Source organism: Capnocytophaga haemolytica, assembly GCF_001553545.1.
Lineage (GTDB): Bacteria > Bacteroidota > Bacteroidia > Flavobacteriales > Flavobacteriaceae > Capnocytophaga > Capnocytophaga haemolytica.
This window is the reverse complement of sequence record NZ_CP014227.1, coordinates 1,376,880-1,394,005: the sequence shown is the minus strand read 5'-3', so window position 1 is coordinate 1,394,005 and position 17,126 is coordinate 1,376,880. Positions and strand designations below refer to the sequence as shown.

Below are 17,126 nucleotides of genomic sequence, written 5' to 3'. Positions count from 1 at the left end.
TTTCACTTAGAAAAGAAAATTCAGATGAATTAGAAGTATCAAAGTAAGTTTTTGAAGAAGTAGCTGTTTATTTACACCTCTGAGAGATTTTCAATGTTAATCCGATACGGATCCGTTATGAGTCCGATGAAGGTTTGAGAAAAACTTAGCTAAGATTTTTTAGTATTTTTTCTATTATTCAAATGGCAAAAATAGTGTAAAAACGCTATCTTAATCTTTTCTAAATAGAGTGTTAATTTTTTGTAAATAGAAGTCTTTCAAGTAATAGAGAATGAATTTCACGTAGTCCTTTTTTAAACCGAATATAAATTACATATTTTTAGTCTTTTTTTTCTTGCACAGATATTGGAAATACCGTACTTTTGTGCAAAATTTTAAAGCATTTAATAATTTAAATAAAACAAAATGGCAGCATTATTTAAAACATCTGTTGCGAGAAAAGTGGCGATGGCACTCTCGGCACTTTTCCTTGTCTTATTCTTAGTAATACACTGGGCAGTGAACATAATGTCGGTGTTCAGCGAAGACGTGTACAATGAAATGTCTCACTTTATGGGTACCAACCCGCTCATTCAGTTTGCAATACAGCCTGTACTGATGATAGCGGTATTGTTTCACTTTATAATGGGCTTTGTGCTTGAGGTGCAAAACAAGAGAGCACGCGGCAATGAGGCATATTATCGCTATAATGGCGCAGCTAACGCTACGTGGGCATCGCGCAATATGATTATCAGCGGGGTAGTGATTTTGCTCTTCTTAGCATTGCACTTGTACGATTTCTGGGTGCACGAGATGAACTACAAGTACATCGAGTTCTTAGAGCCCGACCCTACACGCTATTACGGTGAACTCGTTGAGAAGTTCCACGACACTTGGCGTGTGTTGCTTTACGTCTTGGCATTCGTGTTCTTGGCGTTGCACCTCTCACACGGTTTCCAATCGGCTTTCCAATCGATGGGTTGGAAGGACGACAAACGTAAGAAACTCATCTCTCAGGTAGGTAATTGGTATACTATTATCATCTGTGGTGGGTTTATCTTTATCGCTTTATATCATTATATTAACTATTTAATAGCATAACTATGAGTACATTAGATTCTAAAGTTCCTGAAGGTCCTATTGCTGACAAATGGACAAAATATAAAGATCATATCAACTTGGTGAACCCTGCCAACAAGCGTAACATCGACGTGATTGTCGTAGGGACAGGCTTGGCAGGTGGTTCGGCAGCAGCTACTTTGGCAGAATTGGGCTACAACGTAAAGGCTTTTGCTTATCAAGATTCGCCTCGCCGTGCGCACTCTATCGCTGCACAGGGGGGTATCAATGCCGCTAAAAACTATATGGGCGATGGCGACTCTAACTACCGCTTGTTTTACGACACGGTGAAAGGGGGCGACTATCGCGCACGTGAGGCTAATGTGTACCGCTTGGCAGAGGTATCAGGCAACATCATCGACCAATGTGTGGCGCAAGGGGTGCCTTTCGCCCGCGATTATGGAGGACTGCTTGATAATCGTTCCTTTGGAGGGGTGCTCGTATCGCGTACTTTCTATGCTAAGGGGCAGACAGGGCAACAGCTCCTCTTAGGGTGCTATGCGGCAATGAACCGACAGATAGCTCGCGGTAAGATTGATATGTACAACCGCCACGAGATGCTCGATTTGGTGATTGTAGACGGCAAAGCGCGCGGTATCATCGCCCGCAACCTCATCACAGGCGAGATTGAACGCCACTCAGCACACGCAGTGGTGATTGCCTCTGGGGGCTATGGCAATGTGTACTTCCTCTCGACCAACGCAATGGGCTCTAACGCCACTGCTGCTTGGAAGATTCACAAGAAAGGGGCTTACTTTGCAAACCCTTGCTTTACACAGATCCACCCTACTTGTATTCCACGTTCAGGCGACTATCAGTCTAAGCTGACCTTGATGTCTGAATCGTTGCGTAACGATGGGCGTATTTGGGTACCTAAGAAGATGGACGATGTACACGCCATTCGTGAAGGAAAGAAAAAACCTACTGAAATACCAGAGGAAGACCGCGATTACTACTTAGAGCGTCGTTACCCAGCCTTCGGTAACTTGGTGCCCCGTGACGTGGCGTCTCGTGCGGCTAAGGAACGTTGCGATGCAGGCTATGGTGTAAACAAGACAGGTGAGGCGGTATACCTCGACTTCTCTTCAGCCATTGAGCGTTACGGTAAGGAGCAGTGTAAGATACACGGGATTGAGAACCCTACCAAAGAGGAAATCACCAAACGCGGTGAGAAAATCGTGGAAGCGAAGTACGGTAACCTCTTCCAGATGTATGAGAAGATTGTAGACGAGAATCCTTATAAGACTCCGATGATGATTTACCCAGCAACGCACTACACAATGGGCGGTATTTGGGTAGATTACAACCTGATGACCACTATCCCTGGTTGCTATGCGATCGGCGAGGCTAACTTCTCCGACCACGGTGCCAACCGCTTGGGGGCATCGGCATTGATGCAGGGCTTGGCAGATGGTTATTTTATATTGCCTTATACCATCGGCGATTACTTGGCTGCGGATATCCGTACGGGTAAGATACCGACAGATACACCTGAGTTTGACGAGGCAGAACGCGTGGTGAAAGAGCGTTTGGCGTTCTTCATCAACAACAAGGGTACGCACTCTGTGGATTATTACCACAAGAAGCTCGGTAAGGTGATGTGGGATAAGGTAGGTATGGCACGTAACGCTGAGGGCTTAAAAGAGGCTATCAAAGAGATACGCGAGATACGTGAGGACTTCTGGAAGAACGTGAAAGTGCCAGGGGAACTCACCGGTATGAACGTAGAGCTTGAAAAGGCAGGTCGTGTAGCCGACTTCTTAGAGCTCGGCGAACTCTTTGCTAAAGATGCCTTAGAGCGCAACGAGTCGTGCGGGGGACACTTCCGCGAAGAGTATCAAACCCCTGATGGTGAGGCACTCCGCGACGATAAGAACTACGCTTATGTAGCAGCTTGGCAGTACACTGGTAACCCAACAGAGGTGATTTGTACGTACAACCCAAGTGAGGAAGTGGTACATAAAGAGCCTTTGGTATTTAAGGATATCGAATTGAAACAACGTAGTTATAAATAACGAGCGTAAGCGAGTTGAATTATAAAACATTCAAAAGTTCATTATATAAGTTTAATACAGTTAGCAAAGAGTGTTATTCGCTATGAGCTAACTTCTAAATCCTAAACAAATGAATCTTACATTAAAAATTTGGAGACAAAAGAATGCGACTGAAAAAGGTCGTATGGTTGATTATAAATTGAGTGGCATATCTGACCATATGTCATTCTTGGAAATGATGGATGTGCTCAACGAAGAGCTCATCGCTAAGGGTGAAGAGCCTGTGGCTTTTGACCACGACTGCCGTGAGGGTATCTGCGGGATGTGTTCACTTTTCATCAACGGCGAAGCGCACGGACCTGACCGCGGGGTTACTACTTGCCAATTGCATATGCGTATGTTTAAAGACGGCGACACGATTACCATTGAGCCTTGGAGAGCAACCGCTTTTCCTGTAATCAAGGACTTAATTGTGGATAGAACTGCCTTTGAGCGCATACAGCAGGCTGGGGGCTACATCTCGGTAAATACCTCTGGTAATACCCAAGATGCAAATGCTATCCCTATTCCTAAGCACGATGCAGACCGCTCAATGGATGCAGCAGCTTGTATCGGTTGTGGGGCTTGCGTGGCAACTTGTAAGAACTCATCGGCGATGTTGTTTGTATCGGCAAAAGTATCGCAATTTGCGCTTCTGCCACAAGGACGTGTAGAGGCTACCGAACGTGTGCTGAATATGGTGAACCAGATGGAGCACGAAGGCTTTGGTAACTGTACCAACACAGGAGCTTGCGAAGTGGAATGTCCTAAGGGCATCTCATTGGAGAATATTGCGCGCCTCAACCGCGAATACCTCAAAGCAAGCATTAAATAGGCATTATTGTTGTTAAGGTTTGAATAAAAAAGCTGTCGGCTTAGGTGCTGACAGCTTTTTTTATCAATTTATGGGGAAAGTTAATTATTTTCCGCGCAAAACGGGGTTCAATTCCTCGTCGTTGTACATTTTCATCTGTTTATAGACCTTCATATACTTGCGTCCAGCAGTAATATCGTCTAAAAGGCAGTCAAGAGCCTGTGAAAGGTCGGTTTTTTGCTCCAAAAGTACATCGAGCTTTTCCTGACACTTAGCACGATGCTCTGGCGAGGCATCTTGGCGGTTTACCTCCTCCTGCATGTGATAAATCTTCAATGCCAAGATAGAAAGCCTATCCACTGCCCACGCTGGACTCTCGGTGTTGATAGTTGCCTCAGGAAGTGGCTGCACATCCTTGTATTTTTCCAGAAAATAACTGTCGATGTACTCCACCGTGTCCGTCCTATCTTGATTGGAAGCGTCTATTTGGCGTTTTAGCACGAGAGCCGCCGCGGGATCAATGTCTGGGTCGCGAATAATATCCTCATAATGCCATTGCACAGTGTCAATCCAGTTTTTGCGATAAAGCAAGTGCTCCAACAGCGAAGATGAGGGATAAGGATTGGTAAAAGGCTGATAAACATCGTCTAAGATGTGATATTTGGCGATGCTTTCTTCAAAAATCTTAAAGGCTTTTTCACTAAACATAAATGTAATTTTTTGCAAATATATAAAAACTTATCCAATTGTAAGCTTTTTTTGCGTAACTTTGCAGCCAAAAGAAATATTATGACACGAATTATTTTTATTATCACTTTATGTATCAGCTTTATGGAAAATCTACAAGCACAACAAAACAACGACAAAACCATCTACCAATTCACCGTAACGGACATCAGCGGCAAGGAATTTCCGATGGTAAGCCTCAAAGGCAAGAAGGTGATGATCGTTAATACGGCATCAAAGTGCGGACTCACGCCTCAATACGAGCAATTGGAGGCTTTGTACCAAAAATACAAAGATCGTGATTTTATTATCGTAGGTTTTCCCGCCAATAACTTCTTAAAGCAAGAACCTGGCAGCAATGACGAAATAGCGTCCTTCTGCAAGATCAATTATGGCGTAACCTTCCCGATGATGAGCAAAATATCGGTAAAAGGCAAGGATATGCACCCTCTTTACCAATTTTTGACCCAAAAAAGCAAAAATGGCTTCGAAGATAGCAAGGTAAGCTGGAATTTTCAGAAGTATTTGATAGGAAAAGATGGCAAATTGGAGAAAATCATCGACCCAAAGACGCTGCCTAACGACCCAAGCGTGATTGAATGGATTGAGAAGTAAAAACACCCAGTTTTAACTAAATTTGTAGTAGCTTTAAATAAAAGTATACAATATTATACGTAGAATAGATAATTTTAGTACTTTGGCATATAATATGAGTCGTTTAGAATACAAAATAAGTTGTTCAGTATACAATATTAGTGTAAAAACACACGACTTGAGCCTTCCGACACGCAACATGAGTCTTCCGACATACGATTTAAGTCCTCCGACGCACGACTTAAGTCTTCCGACACACGATTTTAGTCTCCAGCCATACAACTTAAGCTCTCAGCCATACGATTTAGGTCTCCAGCCATACAACATCAGTCATTTTTAATTCAATTTCAATTTATAGGTAGATGATGACGACAAGAGAAATGATAAAAATTTCCTTAGACCTTACAGAAAAAGGGTTCAAAGGAGAAAATCCGAAGTATATTGCCAAACAAAAGAAGAAAATACTCTTCCACACGCTTCTTAGCCCAAGTTTTGCAAAAAAATGGTTCGATATCATCCTTTCTAAGGAGCATAATTGGATCACAGAACACCGTCCGCGTTTGTATTTTAAGCCTTTTCGCGTGTATATGTCCACCCGATGGCGAAAACAACGCAGATTGGAGGCGTTAGAGAGCTGTTACTCCTTCGTAAAGCAACATTCATTCCTTTTTAAGGTAATTACAACTGAAAATCCTATAAAAATAGCTGAGTTTTCACTAAAAAACAGCGAAAACAAGGGTGAAGTCTTCATCGGATATAACGAACGCTTTAGAAAAGAGGGTGAATTTTCCATTTCTGTACACTGTCCGCCTTTTGAGCAGGCTATTTGCGAACTTTCTTTCCTTATTGAGGAAGAAAATACAGGGGAATGGGTTTGTAGAATGGGCTGCGTGCAAGGAAATAAGGCTTCGGAGACGGAAAATAGCATCAAAGAGCTACAAAAGCAAATGTATGGGCTTCGCCCTAAGGCATTTATGGTTTTTATAATGCAAGAAATCACCAAAGCCTTAGGTTGCTCAAAATTATACGGAGTGAGCAACAAAATACAGGCACACAACAAAAAACACTTCATTCACATCGGGTTTTTACACAATTTGAGCTTCAATTACGACGCTCTTTGGCGCGAGGTCGACGGAAAGCCATCAGCAGAGGGCTGGTTCTTGCTGCCACGCGAATTACATCGAAAAGATATGAGTGAAATCAAATCTGCCAAAAGAAATCTCTACCGCAACCGATATGAGCTCTTGGATAGCATCGCAAGGCAGATAGAGGACACTTTTAACGAAAAAAACACTAATAATTTATCATAAAACAGCTATGAAGTTAGATATCTTAGCCTTTGGCGCACATCCCGACGATGTTGAGTTGGGTTGTGGAGGAACGCTCGCCAAAGAAATCAGTTTAGGCAAAAAAATAGGCATTATCGACCTTACTCAGGGCGAATTGGGCACGCGAGGCTCTGCAGAAATACGTTTGCGTGAGTCTGAAGAGGCAAAACGCATCCTTGGGGCTTCAATTCGTGAGAATTTAGGCTTTGAAGACGGATTTTTCGTCAATAATAGAGAAAATCAGTTGGAAATTATCAAAAAAATCCGTCAATATAAGCCCGAAATCGTACTTTGCAACGCCATTGACGATCGGCACATCGATCACGGCAAGGGAAGTAAGCTCGTAAGCGACGCTTGTTTCCTCAGCGGGCTCAGACGTATAGAAACACTTCTGGAAGGCACACCACAAGAGGCTTGGCGCCCAAAACACGTTTACCATTATATACAATGGAAGAATTTACAACCAGATTTTGTGGTAGATATAAGCAATTTTATCCAAAATAAGCTCGATGCGGTGCTCGCCTATGCTTCTCAGTTCTACGACGCGAAAAGTAACGAGCCGACGACGCCCATTTCTGACAAAAACTTTCTAGAGAGCGTAAGCTACCGCGCTCACGACCTCGGACGCCTCATTGGCACGGATTTTGCGGAAGGTTTTACCGCAGAACGCGTCATTGCAGTCGATACGCTCACCAATTTGAAATAACACCCAATAATTATAAAAAACACACAATATGAAATTAATAATCATCACCATCGGACTCTTAGCCTTGGCAATTGGCGGAATGGCTATCAAGATTTGGGGCAAAAAAGGCGGCAAATTCTCAGGAACGTGCGCCAGCCAAAGCCCATACCTCAATCCTGAAGGAGAAGCGTGCAGCTTCTGCGGAAGACTACCAGATGAACAAGAATGCCGCAAAAATGGATAAAAAAACACTCGATGAAAGGATAAAAGCAGCCAAAGAAGGCGATCAGCGGGCATTTAGTGCGCTGCTGGACGAGTTTTGGCAAGATGTTTACAACTTTCAGCTAAAAAGAGTAGGAAATGAGGGTGATGCTGAGGATATTACCATCCAAACCTTTGCAAGAGCCTTTGATAAGATCCATAATTTTGACCCAGCATACAGTTTTAAGACGTGGCTAATCACCATTTCGAAGAATATACACATCGATATGCTCCGACGGCAAGATAGCGTGTTTTTACACTCGACCTCGGAAGAAAAAGAGGCAAAAACGATTGCCGATGATACACCTTCGATTGAGGATAGCCTGATAATGGAGCAACAATTCAACAATTTGCTCTATTGCATCAAGCAACTTAAAGATCCGTACCGAACTGCGATACAATTGCGCTATTTGCACGAGAAATCATACAAAGAAATCGCAGAAGAGATGCAAACATCGCTCAGCAATGTAAAAATAACCTTATTACGGGCAAAAAAAATACTCGCTGAGCTACTAAAACGATAAAACACACAAAAAATCAGCCCAGAATAGCTGTTTTCTCAAAAAAGAAACGATTATTCTGGGCTGATTTACATTTATACGTAAAAACAGACTAATCCACCTTGTCAATTTCCACCCTTAGATTGTCTATAATGAACTCTTGCCGTTCTGGAGTGTTCTTTCCCATATAAAAGTCCAAAAGTTGATCAGTATGGATGGTTTTATCCATCATTACAGGATCTAAGCGGATATTTTCACCAATAAAATGCTTAAACTCATCAGGAGAGATCTCCCCGAGCCCCTTAAAGCGCGTTATCTCGGGTTTTCCCTTCAATTTATCGATAGCGAGCTGTTTTTCATCCTCGGAATAGCAATAAATCGTCTCTTTTTTGTCTCGAACACGGAAAAGAGGCGTTTGTAATATATAAAGGTGCCCTTCTTTTATAATTTCAGGGAAAAATTGCAAGAAAAACGTGATAAGAAGCAACCTAATGTGCATTCCATCGACATCGGCATCGGTAGCGATCACAATATTGTTATAACGCAGATCTTCCATCGAATCTTCGATATTTAAAGCCGCCTGCAAGAGATTAAACTCCTCATTTTCATACACAATCTTCTTAGTCATCCCATAAGAGTTCAGAGGCTTACCTTTGAGCGAAAATACAGCCTGTGTGTTCACATCCCTCGACTTTGTGATGGATCCAGAGGCAGAATCGCCCTCAGTGATGAAAAGTGTGCTCTGAAGGTTGCGATCGTTCTTGGAATCGTTGAGGTGAATCCTGCAATCACGGAGCTTGCGGTTGTGAAGACTCGCTTTTTTGGCGCGCTCACGGGCTAACTTGCGAATACCTGCAAGATCTTGGCGTTCGCGCTCAGCTTGGATGATTTTTCGTTGGATAGCATCGGCGATTTCAGCGTTTTTATGTAAAAAATCATCAAGATGTTTGCCGATGAAGTCATTAATATACGTCCGCACGGAAGGCATCCCCTCTCCCATCTCAGTTGAGCCGAGTTTCGTCTTGGTTTGGCTCTCAAACACAGGCTCCATCACCTTTATGGAGATCCCTGCGATGATTGACTTGCGAATGTCGGAGGCATCATAGCTTTTTTTGTAAAAATCACGGATTGTTTTCACAAAAGCCTCGCGAAAAGCGTTCAGATGCGTACCTCCTTGAGTTGTATTCTGCCCATTGACGAAAGAATAGTACTCTTCGCTGTATTGTGTACGACTATGCGTGATAGCCACCTCAATATCCTCGCCTTTGAGCTGCACAATCGGATAAAGGAAGTCTTCCTCGTTGTTATTATCAGCGAGAAGGTCTTTAAGCCCATTTTCCGAGTAAAACTTCTCACCATTGTAAGTAATCGTGAGCCCAGGGTTCAGATATACGTAGTTTTTGAGCATTCGCTCGATATATTCGGTGCGATACTTAAAATTCTTGAAAATTGTATCATCGGGGATGAATGTGACGCAAGTTCCTCGGCGTTTTGAGCTTTCTTCCACGGGAAGATCCTCTAAAAGCTCCCCACGCTCAAAAATCGCTACTTTCGTCTGATTATCGCGGACGGACTCCACTTTAAAGTAAGAAGATAGAGCATTGACGGCTTTGGTACCAACTCCATTAAGCCCGATAGACTTTTTGAACACCCGCGAATCATATTTTCCGCCAGTGTTCATCTTCGAGACGACATCAACGACTTTGCCCAGCGGAATACCACGACCGTAATCGCGCACCTCTACTTTATTCTCGTTGATCTTAATATCGATGGTTTTGCCCGCTCCCATCACGAATTCGTCGATGCAGTTGTCAATAACCTCCTTTAAAAGGATATAAATACCGTCATCAGCTGAGGAGCCATCGCCGAGCTTCCCGATATACATACCAGGGCGCATACGGATATGCTCTTTCCAATCTAAGGAACGGATATTATCCTCGTTATATTGTATTTCTTCCATAGAGACTGACTTGTGCTTAGTTTTCGTTCATTTCCATACCGTTTTCCACAAGATAAGCCATATTTTTGATGATATTCTTGTGTTTTACTACAAAAGGATTGTTCTTATCCCAAACATAGCCCGCCAGCACGGAACATATCTTGCGTTTTACCTCTGGATTTTCTGGTTTGTGGAAGAATAGCGTTTGTAGGTTGCCTGTGTACCATTCTCTTACATAAGAGGTAAAGACATCGATACCACTTTGCATATATTCAGCATATTCTTTTTGCCAATCCACCTTTTCGCCTGCAAGCACTCGCTTTACAAGTTTTGCAGCCAACATTCCTGACTCTGTGGCAAAAGCTACACCAGAAGAGAAGACAGGGTCGAGGAATTCAGTACTATTGCCCGTAAGGACATAGCCATTGCCGTATAATTGCTTCACTGAGCAGGAATAACTTTGGATTTTAATCGGTGTGAAGAGGAATTCGCTATTTTGGAAGCGTTCTTTGTAAAAGTCAGAGGACTTTATCGCTTTACGCAAGGCTTCGGCAGTGTCGCCATCCTCTGATAGAGCGTTAATATACGAAGTAGGACCTACAATGCCTACACTTGTGTTGCCATTAGAGAAAGGTATCACCCAAAGCCAAACTTCTCTCTCCAAGATATCAAAAGAGATAAGCGTACCTTCCTCACCTGCAGGTCGCACGTTATCTTCTTTAATATGAGTGAATATAGAGGAGTGGTCGTCCAACTTTGATGGAGAATTGAGGTTAAGCAGGCGAGGTAATACACGTCCATAGCCACTGGCATCAATAACAAACTTTGATTCTATCTCATAACTTTCACCCTCTTTATTTTTTACAGTAGTAAGCTGCTTTCCATCAAAAAACTCTACATCTGTCACTTCTTGTTCGAACTGAAGGTCAACGCCCTTACGGATGAGCTCCTGTGCGAGCACATTGTCAAAGTCAGCACGAGGCACCTGCCAAGTCCAGCCCCATCCACCTGAAAAATTATCACTAAAATCAAAGTGGCAAACCTGTTCGCCACGGATAAAGCGTGCTCCTGGTTTTTTCTCAAAATTCATTGCTTTCAATGCTGGCAGAAAGCCTGCCTCATCAAAGTGATCCATCACTCTGGGGATAAGGCTCTCTCCTACTACCAAGCGCGGGAATTTTAGCTTTTCAACTACCTTTACTTTTACGCCATTGTTGTGTAAGTAGGCTGCTGAAACGCAGCCTGAGGGACCTGCCCCTATAACTAAAACGTCTGTAATTTCTTTTTTCATATTATTTCTTCTAACTCAATATTTCTATTATTCATTATGCAAAAAGCGTTTTTTTGCATATAGTTCTTCTTCAGTTTCTCGGTGATCTTCATCGGGTACACAACAATCCACTGGGCAGACAGCAGCACACTGAGGCTCCTCGTGAAAACCTATACACTCAGTACACTTATCTGTGATGATAAAGTAGTAATCATCACAGATAGGCTCTTGGGGTTCATCTGCATCAGCTTCTTTTCCACTGGGGGTAACAATATGACCTCTTAGCGCTGTTCCATCGCTATAACGCCAATTATCTGCCCCTTCATAGATAGCATTGTTAGGGCATTCAGGCTCGCAGGCACCACAGTTAATACAATCATCTGTTATTTTTATAGCCATTGTAGTTTTTCCTTAGTTTTTCTTTTTAGAGGGCAAAGGTACGATTTTTATTGTAATTACAGCTAATAGAAGGTGAGTTTTTCATATTTTTTACAACTATAGAACTCTCTATCAACTTATTTTTCAGAACTTTTCCTCTGGTATTCGCCCCACGCCTCAATAAGAAGGAACTCGAGCTTCTTATCTTCTTTTTTCTCAATAGCAGCGTGAAATTCGGGCTTATCCATCACGTAGTAAGCCAAGATAGCGCAATCCTCATCGGAGAGCTTGAGTTCTTTCTGCATAAAGTCATACTTGTGATCAAGGATATAATTGGCAACTGCACGGTTGCGATCATTTACTACAATCTGTTTGAGCATTTTACGATGCCCTGTGAGGCTATTAATCACCCAGTCTACCCCTAAGATGGATCCTCGACTGCTACTCAGGCGTTTTTCGTTATAGGTCATCTCCTGTGGGGTATGCTGCAATATACCCAGCTCTTGGGCAGTAATCTTTTTATACTTAGAGACTTCAACCTCACTAAGTTCGGTAACGGATTCTTTCATCTTCACAAGTAAGCCAGAGAACTGAAAATCAGCTTTGCTAACTGTATGATAAGCTGTCTGCATTGATACGTGAGTAAACTGTAAGGTCTGATTTACTGCTGCCTTGATCGTAAAATAACCATCGGCAGAAGTAGTGGTTACTTGCTTGGTATAGAGGTTCTGGATATGCACCCCACTTAATGGCAAGGTATCGCCTGCCATCACCCGCCCACGAAGCTCGTTATGGCTCTGGGCTGAGAGGTAGTAAGGCAGCAAAAGGAGTAGAAAGAGAAGATATTGCCTCATAATGGTATTGATTATCAGGTTTAGAACGATCCTATTAGCTATACCTAAATTGGTTATTATCAATGGAATTACCCTTACGCCAGTACCACATAATGACAAAGCCGATAAGAGCACCTCCCACGTGAGCAAAGTGGGCTATATTTCCACCGAAGAGCGATACCCCTGTTACTCCTGAGAAGAGGTCGAGTCCCACTAAGATCGGGATAAAGTACTTCGCTTTAATCGGCACTGGGAAGAATATCAACATCAGTGCTGCATCAGGAAACATAAAGCCGAAGGCTACAAGGATGCCATAAATAGCCCCCGAAGCCCCTACTGTTGAGACAATATATGACGATGCCATATTGTTAAAATCGCTTACTGTGATGACTTCCTTCCAAGCTTGTAGGTATTGTCCTTTATCGAAGAGTGAACGGATCATCTCCTCAGGTATCCCCTTCGCAGTAAGTGCATTGAGCCCCTGATGAAAGTAATAGTAATTGACCCCAGTATGCAGAAGTGCAGCACCAATACCACAGGAGAAATAGAAGAAGAGAAACTTTTGTGCCCCCCATATTTTTTCAAGTGGTGTACCAAAAGCCCAAAGCGCATACATATTGAAGAGAATGTGCATTACCCCTCCGTGCATAAACATATAAGTGATGTACTGCCAGAGATGGAAGTGGCTGTTCTCAAAATAGTAGAGTGCAAGCATTTGGTTGAGGTCAATGCCTGAAGTGCGCAACATTATTTCGGTTGCTAAGAAAAAGATGACATTGATGATGATAAGGTTCTTAACTATGGGTGTTATTCTTTCCATTCTATAAAAATTTATCTAAGTCGGTAAGTGAAAAATTTGTGTATATTCGTCTGCCAAAAGGTGAGAGCATCGGCTCTTGACAACTAAACAGGTTGTTGATAAGGCTTTCTTGCTCTTCCTCGGTGAGAGTTTGCCCTGTTTTGATAGCTAAGCTATAACTCATTCGCTTGGCAAAAGCCTCTTGCTGGCTATCCTCAGGAGAGGATTCTACCTCAAGGTGCTCGTGGATGATTTCAGTGAAAATCTTAGGGATGTCGCTGTCGGAAAGGTGAATTGGTATGCCACTGAGCACTATCCTATCCTCGAGGATATCTATCATAAAGCCAATGCTCTCAAGCATCGGTTTGAGTTCTTCTATCAGTTGTAGTTCCACCTTTTGGAAGGGGATTTCATAGGGGAACATCAGCTGTTGGCTCGCGGTGTACGACACCTCTAAGCGCTTGAGAAAATCCTCATAAAGTACTCGCTGATGGGCGCGTGTAATGTTAATGACAATCAACTCGCCCGCCAACGTGGTGATGAGGTATTTTTTGCCGAGTGAGATGATCTTTTTAGTTTGTGGAAGTGTAGGTTCCTGCTCAAAAAGTGAACTTTCAATAGCCTGACTTTCAAACTTCTGCTCTTGAATACCTGCGTAGAGACTCTCCCACGAGGCAGTCTTCTTACTGAAAGAAGGATACGCCTCCCCTCCTACTCTACTGCTGATCTGCTCATAGCTTTCCTCTTTAAAAGGGTTGAAATCGGGATTTACCTCCACGCGAGGCATCACCGACTCCTTATCTTTATAGGAGTAAGGCACGTCGAATATCGGGTCTTTATCGAAATCAATAGGCGGGGTGATCTGGAACTGCCCTAAGCTATGCTTTACTGCCGAGCGGAGAAGTGCGTAAATGCTATGCTCCTCCTCAAACTTAACTTCGGTTTTGGTAGGGTGTATATTGATATCAATCGTTGCGGGATCGACCTCTAAGTTGATGAAATACTCAGGTTTCTGATCGCTATGGATGAGCCCCTCATAAGCCATTGTGATGGCGTGGTGTAGGTATTGGCTCTTGATATAGCGATGGTTTACAAAGAGGTATTGGTAACCTTTGGTTTTACTGAGGTATTCGGGCTTGACGATGAAGCCACTGATCTTTACCAATGGGGTTTCTTCCTCAAAGATAGGCACGAGCTTTTCGTTCATCTTAGCTCCAAAAAGATTGACAATGCGCTGCCTAAACTGCGACGTCGGTAGGTTGAATAGGTTTGCGCCGTTGCTAAACATATTGAAGTGTATGGCGGGGTGCGCCAAGGCAACGCGGTAGAACTCGTCGAGAATGTGGCTAAGTTCAACGCGATCGGACTTTAAGAAGTTGCGGCGTGCAGGAATGTTGAAGAAAAGGTTCTTCATCGCAATTGAGGTGCCGTCAGGGCATACGCAAGGCTCGTGGCGGGTGATTTTGCTTCCCTCAATGTGGAGGGCTGTACCGAGCTCATCCTCAGGGCGCTTGGTGGTCATCTCGACGTGGGCAATAGCAGCAATGGAAGCCAATGCCTCGCCGCGAAATCCTTTGGTGGTAAGGTGAAAGAGATCCTCTGCCTGCTGTATTTTAGAAGTGGCGTGCCTTTCGAAAGCAAGGCGGGCGTCGGTAGTGCTCATACCTATTCCATTGTCGATGACTTGGAGGAGGCTTTTGCCTGCCTCCTTGATGATAAGCGTTATTTCGGTAGCGCCAGCATCGATAGCGTTTTCAAGGAGCTCCTTGGCGGCTGAGGCAGGGCGCTGAATGACCTCCCCCGCAGCGATCTGGTTGGCTACGTGGTCAGGAAGTAAACGTATTATATCACTCATTTTCTATCAAAATCACTATTATTAGTTATTTTTGCTGAAACTGACAGTTTTTTCAGTCATGCAAAAATCGGTTTTGTAGGGGTCGTTGTTCGGTCGTGATTCGATCGTCCTTCGAAGGTGCTTCGAAGTAGCTCCGTACAGCAAATCTTTCTACTTGGGGGGTGATAAATGACACCTACATTATTTTTATTGTTATTATTTTTCACTAAATTTTTGCAAATATAAAAAAAGTATTACTTTTGTGGAAATTATTTGTGTATAAATAACAGTGCTTTCCCATCGCTATATTTGATAATCAATATATTAGATTATTTTTATCTATGTAAAAATTAGTGCAGAAGTAGTGAAAAAAGCCTGTAAAGGCTATGGGTATACTCGTAATGTGGTCGGTAATTTTCTTGCTTTTTTAGGTGATTTTTTCGCTAAAAGAAGTGATGAGTTGCGAAGTATTATCTGTTTAGATTTATAAATTATTTTTATGGTAAAGAAATTTCTATTAGTAAGCCTTATAGGATTGAGCGTGCTCTCTTGTGGGGATGATTTTGATGATAAGCCAGTGGTTCCTCCTGTGAATAAGGAACCTGTAAATGAGGATCCTAAATCCGATAGTGAAGATGTGAATTTGCACGTGAAGGACTTCATTTGGCAGGGGTTGAACAGCTATTATCTGTGGCAAGGAGATGTAAAAGACTTGGCTGACAAGCGCTTCGGGGATTCAATTCCTGATTTGAAGAATGCGAAATACAAGAAGTTTTTAGAGGGTTATGATAACCCTAAAACACTCTTTTACAATTTATTGAATAACTATGGACGTATAGATAGGTTTAGCTATATCACTGATGATTACACGGTGCTTGAGGAGGCTTTTAAGGGTATCTCGCTGAGCTCGGGTATGGATTATCAGTTGATGGCTTATGATAACAATGGTGTGGTTGCAGTGGTGCGGTATGTGCTGCCTAATTCGGGTGCTGAGGCGGCTGGAATAAAGCGTGGTGATGCTTTTACTAAGGTTGATGGAGAGCTGCTGAACACAAGTAATTACAGGAGTTTGCTACTGAGCGGTAAGACACAGCTGACCCTTGAAATGGCTAAGATTGAGGTTGGAGAGAACAATAGATACAAGGTCATTAACACTGGCAAGACTGTGACACTTACACAGACGAAACTCACTGAGAACCCAATACTTATCAGTAAGGTGATTGAGAAGGGCGGGCATAAGATAGGCTACCTGATGTATAACTCGTTTGTGGCTGACTTTGACTTAAAGCTCAATGAGGTATTTGCTAAGTTCAAGGCTGAGGGCGTTACTGATTTGGTGCTTGACTTGCGGTACAACGGTGGTGGAAGGGTATCGTCAGCGATATATCTATCATCGATGATTACAGGTCAGTTTAACAAGCAACTTTTCTCAAAAGAACAGTGGAACAGTAAGCTGCAACCTATCCGCGAGAAGATAGGCGGTGTAGAGAACTTCTTTGTCGATAAGATTTACAACAATACAGGTACGACCTCTTTGGCGAATATTAACAGCTTGGGGCTTACACGCTTGTACGTCCTTACTACTGGTAGGACTGCTTCGGCAAGTGAGTTGGTTATCAACGGGCTAAGGGCTTATATTGAGGTAACACAGATCGGAGGTACGACTGTGGGCAAAAACCAAGCTTCGGTAACGGTATACGACTATATAGGCACTGGAAGGAGCCGTGTGAAGAACCCGTCACACAAGTGGGCAATGCAGCCTTTGGTGCTCAAAATGGCTAATGCTAAAGGCTTTAGCGATTATACCAGTGGCTTGGCTCCTACTATTGAGCTCAAAGAGAACCTCAGCAATATGGGTGTGCTAGGCGAGGAGAGTGAGCCTTTCTTAGCCAAAGCCATAGAGAGAATTACTGGGCAGACAAGTAGAGCTTATACACGCAAAACGGTTGCCCCTTCGTTGGAGGTTATCGATGACTCAAAATCTGGTATTTTTGGTTATAATGAAATGTACAAATAGCTCCTTGAAAAGAACTA

16 protein-coding genes are annotated in these 17,126 nt (G+C 43.1%); 9 read left to right on the top strand and 7 right to left on the bottom strand.

Annotated features, from left to right (window positions below):
- The first annotated feature begins 405 nt into the window (after positions 1-405).
- From AXF12_RS06240 to AXF12_RS06230, 3 genes are all read left to right on the top strand, one after another.
- Positions 406-1,080: a succinate dehydrogenase cytochrome b subunit gene (locus tag AXF12_RS06240; protein WP_066429275.1), complete on the top strand. Its 675-nt coding sequence runs from the start codon at positions 406-408 to the stop codon at positions 1,078-1,080.
- A gap of 2 nt (positions 1,081-1,082) precedes the next feature.
- A complete protein-coding gene (locus tag AXF12_RS06235) occupies positions 1,083-3,113 on the top strand; it encodes a fumarate reductase/succinate dehydrogenase flavoprotein subunit (RefSeq protein ID WP_066429273.1) in 2,031 nt (676 codons plus the stop codon).
- A 109-nt stretch (positions 3,114-3,222) separates the two neighbouring features.
- The gene (locus tag AXF12_RS06230; protein WP_066429271.1) at positions 3,223-3,966 is read left to right on the top strand and encodes a succinate dehydrogenase/fumarate reductase iron-sulfur subunit; all 744 of its coding nucleotides are present in this window, start codon (positions 3,223-3,225) and stop codon (positions 3,964-3,966) included.
- Between the two features lie 84 nt (positions 3,967-4,050).
- Here AXF12_RS06230 and AXF12_RS06225 read toward each other — a convergent pair whose 3' ends face one another.
- Entirely contained in the window at positions 4,051-4,653 is a 603-nt protein-coding gene (locus AXF12_RS06225; protein ID WP_066429270.1) for a DUF4254 domain-containing protein, read from the bottom strand.
- An 81-nt stretch (positions 4,654-4,734) separates the two neighbouring features.
- Here AXF12_RS06225 and AXF12_RS06220 point away from each other — a divergent pair, with 81 nt between their 5' ends.
- From AXF12_RS06220 to AXF12_RS06205, 5 genes are all read left to right on the top strand, one after another.
- Complete coding sequence (locus AXF12_RS06220) at positions 4,735-5,286, top strand: glutathione peroxidase (protein WP_066429268.1); 552 nt, start codon at positions 4,735-4,737, stop codon at positions 5,284-5,286.
- Positions 5,287-5,627: 341 nt separating this feature from the next.
- The gene (locus AXF12_RS06215; protein ID WP_231909935.1) at positions 5,628-6,575 is read left to right on the top strand and encodes a VirK/YbjX family protein; all 948 of its coding nucleotides are present in this window, start codon (positions 5,628-5,630) and stop codon (positions 6,573-6,575) included.
- A 7-nt stretch (positions 6,576-6,582) separates the two neighbouring features.
- Complete coding sequence (gene bshB1, locus AXF12_RS06210) at positions 6,583-7,299, top strand: bacillithiol biosynthesis deacetylase BshB1 (RefSeq protein WP_066429263.1); 717 nt, start codon at positions 6,583-6,585, stop codon at positions 7,297-7,299.
- Between the two features lie 28 nt (positions 7,300-7,327).
- Positions 7,328-7,522, top strand: a complete 195-nt coding sequence (locus AXF12_RS11890) for a membrane or secreted protein (RefSeq protein ID WP_074860692.1) — start codon at positions 7,328-7,330, stop codon at positions 7,520-7,522.
- Positions 7,515-8,063, top strand: coding sequence for an RNA polymerase sigma factor (locus AXF12_RS06205; RefSeq protein WP_066431818.1), 549 nt, complete (start codon positions 7,515-7,517; stop codon positions 8,061-8,063). Before AXF12_RS11890 ends, AXF12_RS06205 begins: the two co-directional genes overlap by 8 nt.
- 88 nt (positions 8,064-8,151) lie before the next feature.
- Here the strand turns inward: AXF12_RS06205 and AXF12_RS06200 are convergent, their stop codons facing one another.
- The 6 genes from AXF12_RS06200 to mutL form a co-directional block, all read right to left on the bottom strand.
- Positions 8,152-9,999 (bottom strand): DNA topoisomerase IV subunit B, encoded by a 1,848-nt coding sequence (locus tag AXF12_RS06200; protein WP_066429261.1) that lies wholly within the window; start codon positions 9,997-9,999, stop codon positions 8,152-8,154.
- A 16-nt stretch (positions 10,000-10,015) separates the two neighbouring features.
- Entirely contained in the window at positions 10,016-11,269 is a 1,254-nt protein-coding gene (locus tag AXF12_RS06195) for an NAD(P)/FAD-dependent oxidoreductase (protein WP_066429259.1), read from the bottom strand.
- Positions 11,270-11,296: 27 nt separating this feature from the next.
- Entirely contained in the window at positions 11,297-11,647 is a 351-nt protein-coding gene (locus AXF12_RS06190; RefSeq protein ID WP_066429258.1) for a 4Fe-4S binding protein, read from the bottom strand.
- 116 nt (positions 11,648-11,763) lie between these two features.
- Positions 11,764-12,480 carry a carboxypeptidase-like regulatory domain-containing protein gene (locus AXF12_RS06185; RefSeq protein ID WP_066431817.1) on the bottom strand — a complete coding sequence of 239 codons (717 nt, stop codon included), beginning with the start codon at positions 12,478-12,480 and terminating at the stop codon, positions 11,764-11,766.
- A 34-nt stretch (positions 12,481-12,514) separates the two neighbouring features.
- Positions 12,515-13,279, bottom strand: coding sequence for a rhomboid family intramembrane serine protease (locus AXF12_RS06180; RefSeq protein ID WP_066429256.1), 765 nt, complete (start codon positions 13,277-13,279; stop codon positions 12,515-12,517).
- Between the two features lies 1 nt (position 13,280).
- Positions 13,281-15,113, bottom strand: a complete 1,833-nt coding sequence (gene mutL, locus AXF12_RS06175) for a DNA mismatch repair endonuclease MutL (RefSeq protein ID WP_066429254.1) — start codon at positions 15,111-15,113, stop codon at positions 13,281-13,283.
- Between the two features lie 478 nt (positions 15,114-15,591).
- Here mutL and AXF12_RS06170 point away from each other — a divergent pair, with 478 nt between their 5' ends.
- On the top strand, positions 15,592-17,109 hold the full coding sequence (locus AXF12_RS06170; protein WP_066429253.1) for a S41 family peptidase: 1,518 nt from the start codon (positions 15,592-15,594) through the stop codon (positions 17,107-17,109).
- Positions 17,110-17,126 lie beyond the last annotated feature (17 nt).

Excerpts from the sequence above, each read along its gene's own strand:
- AXF12_RS06240 (WP_066429275.1), top strand. The coding sequence starts at position 406 with ATGGCAGCATTATTTAAAACATCTGTTGCGAGAAAAGTGGCGATGGCA.
- AXF12_RS06235 (WP_066429273.1), top strand. The coding sequence starts at position 1,083 with ATGAGTACATTAGATTCTAAAGTTCCTGAAGGTCCTATTGCTGACAAA.
- AXF12_RS06230 (WP_066429271.1), top strand. The coding sequence starts at position 3,223 with ATGAATCTTACATTAAAAATTTGGAGACAAAAGAATGCGACTGAAAAA.
- AXF12_RS06225 (WP_066429270.1), bottom strand. The coding sequence starts at position 4,653 with ATGTTTAGTGAAAAAGCCTTTAAGATTTTTGAAGAAAGCATCGCCAAA.
- AXF12_RS06220 (WP_066429268.1), top strand. The coding sequence starts at position 4,735 with ATGACACGAATTATTTTTATTATCACTTTATGTATCAGCTTTATGGAA.
- AXF12_RS06215 (WP_231909935.1), top strand. The coding sequence starts at position 5,628 with ATGATGACGACAAGAGAAATGATAAAAATTTCCTTAGACCTTACAGAA.
- bshB1 (WP_066429263.1), top strand. The coding sequence starts at position 6,583 with ATGAAGTTAGATATCTTAGCCTTTGGCGCACATCCCGACGATGTTGAG.
- AXF12_RS11890 (WP_074860692.1), top strand. The coding sequence starts at position 7,328 with ATGAAATTAATAATCATCACCATCGGACTCTTAGCCTTGGCAATTGGC.
- AXF12_RS06205 (WP_066431818.1), top strand. The coding sequence starts at position 7,515 with ATGGATAAAAAAACACTCGATGAAAGGATAAAAGCAGCCAAAGAAGGC.
- AXF12_RS06200 (WP_066429261.1), bottom strand. The coding sequence starts at position 9,999 with ATGGAAGAAATACAATATAACGAGGATAATATCCGTTCCTTAGATTGG.
- AXF12_RS06195 (WP_066429259.1), bottom strand. The coding sequence starts at position 11,269 with ATGAAAAAAGAAATTACAGACGTTTTAGTTATAGGGGCAGGTCCCTCA.
- AXF12_RS06190 (WP_066429258.1), bottom strand. The coding sequence starts at position 11,647 with ATGGCTATAAAAATAACAGATGATTGTATTAACTGTGGTGCCTGCGAG.
- AXF12_RS06185 (WP_066431817.1), bottom strand. The coding sequence starts at position 12,480 with ATGAGGCAATATCTTCTCTTTCTACTCCTTTTGCTGCCTTACTACCTC.
- AXF12_RS06180 (WP_066429256.1), bottom strand. The coding sequence starts at position 13,279 with ATGGAAAGAATAACACCCATAGTTAAGAACCTTATCATCATCAATGTC.
- mutL (WP_066429254.1), bottom strand. The coding sequence starts at position 15,113 with ATGAGTGATATAATACGTTTACTTCCTGACCACGTAGCCAACCAGATC.
- AXF12_RS06170 (WP_066429253.1), top strand. The coding sequence starts at position 15,592 with ATGGTAAAGAAATTTCTATTAGTAAGCCTTATAGGATTGAGCGTGCTC.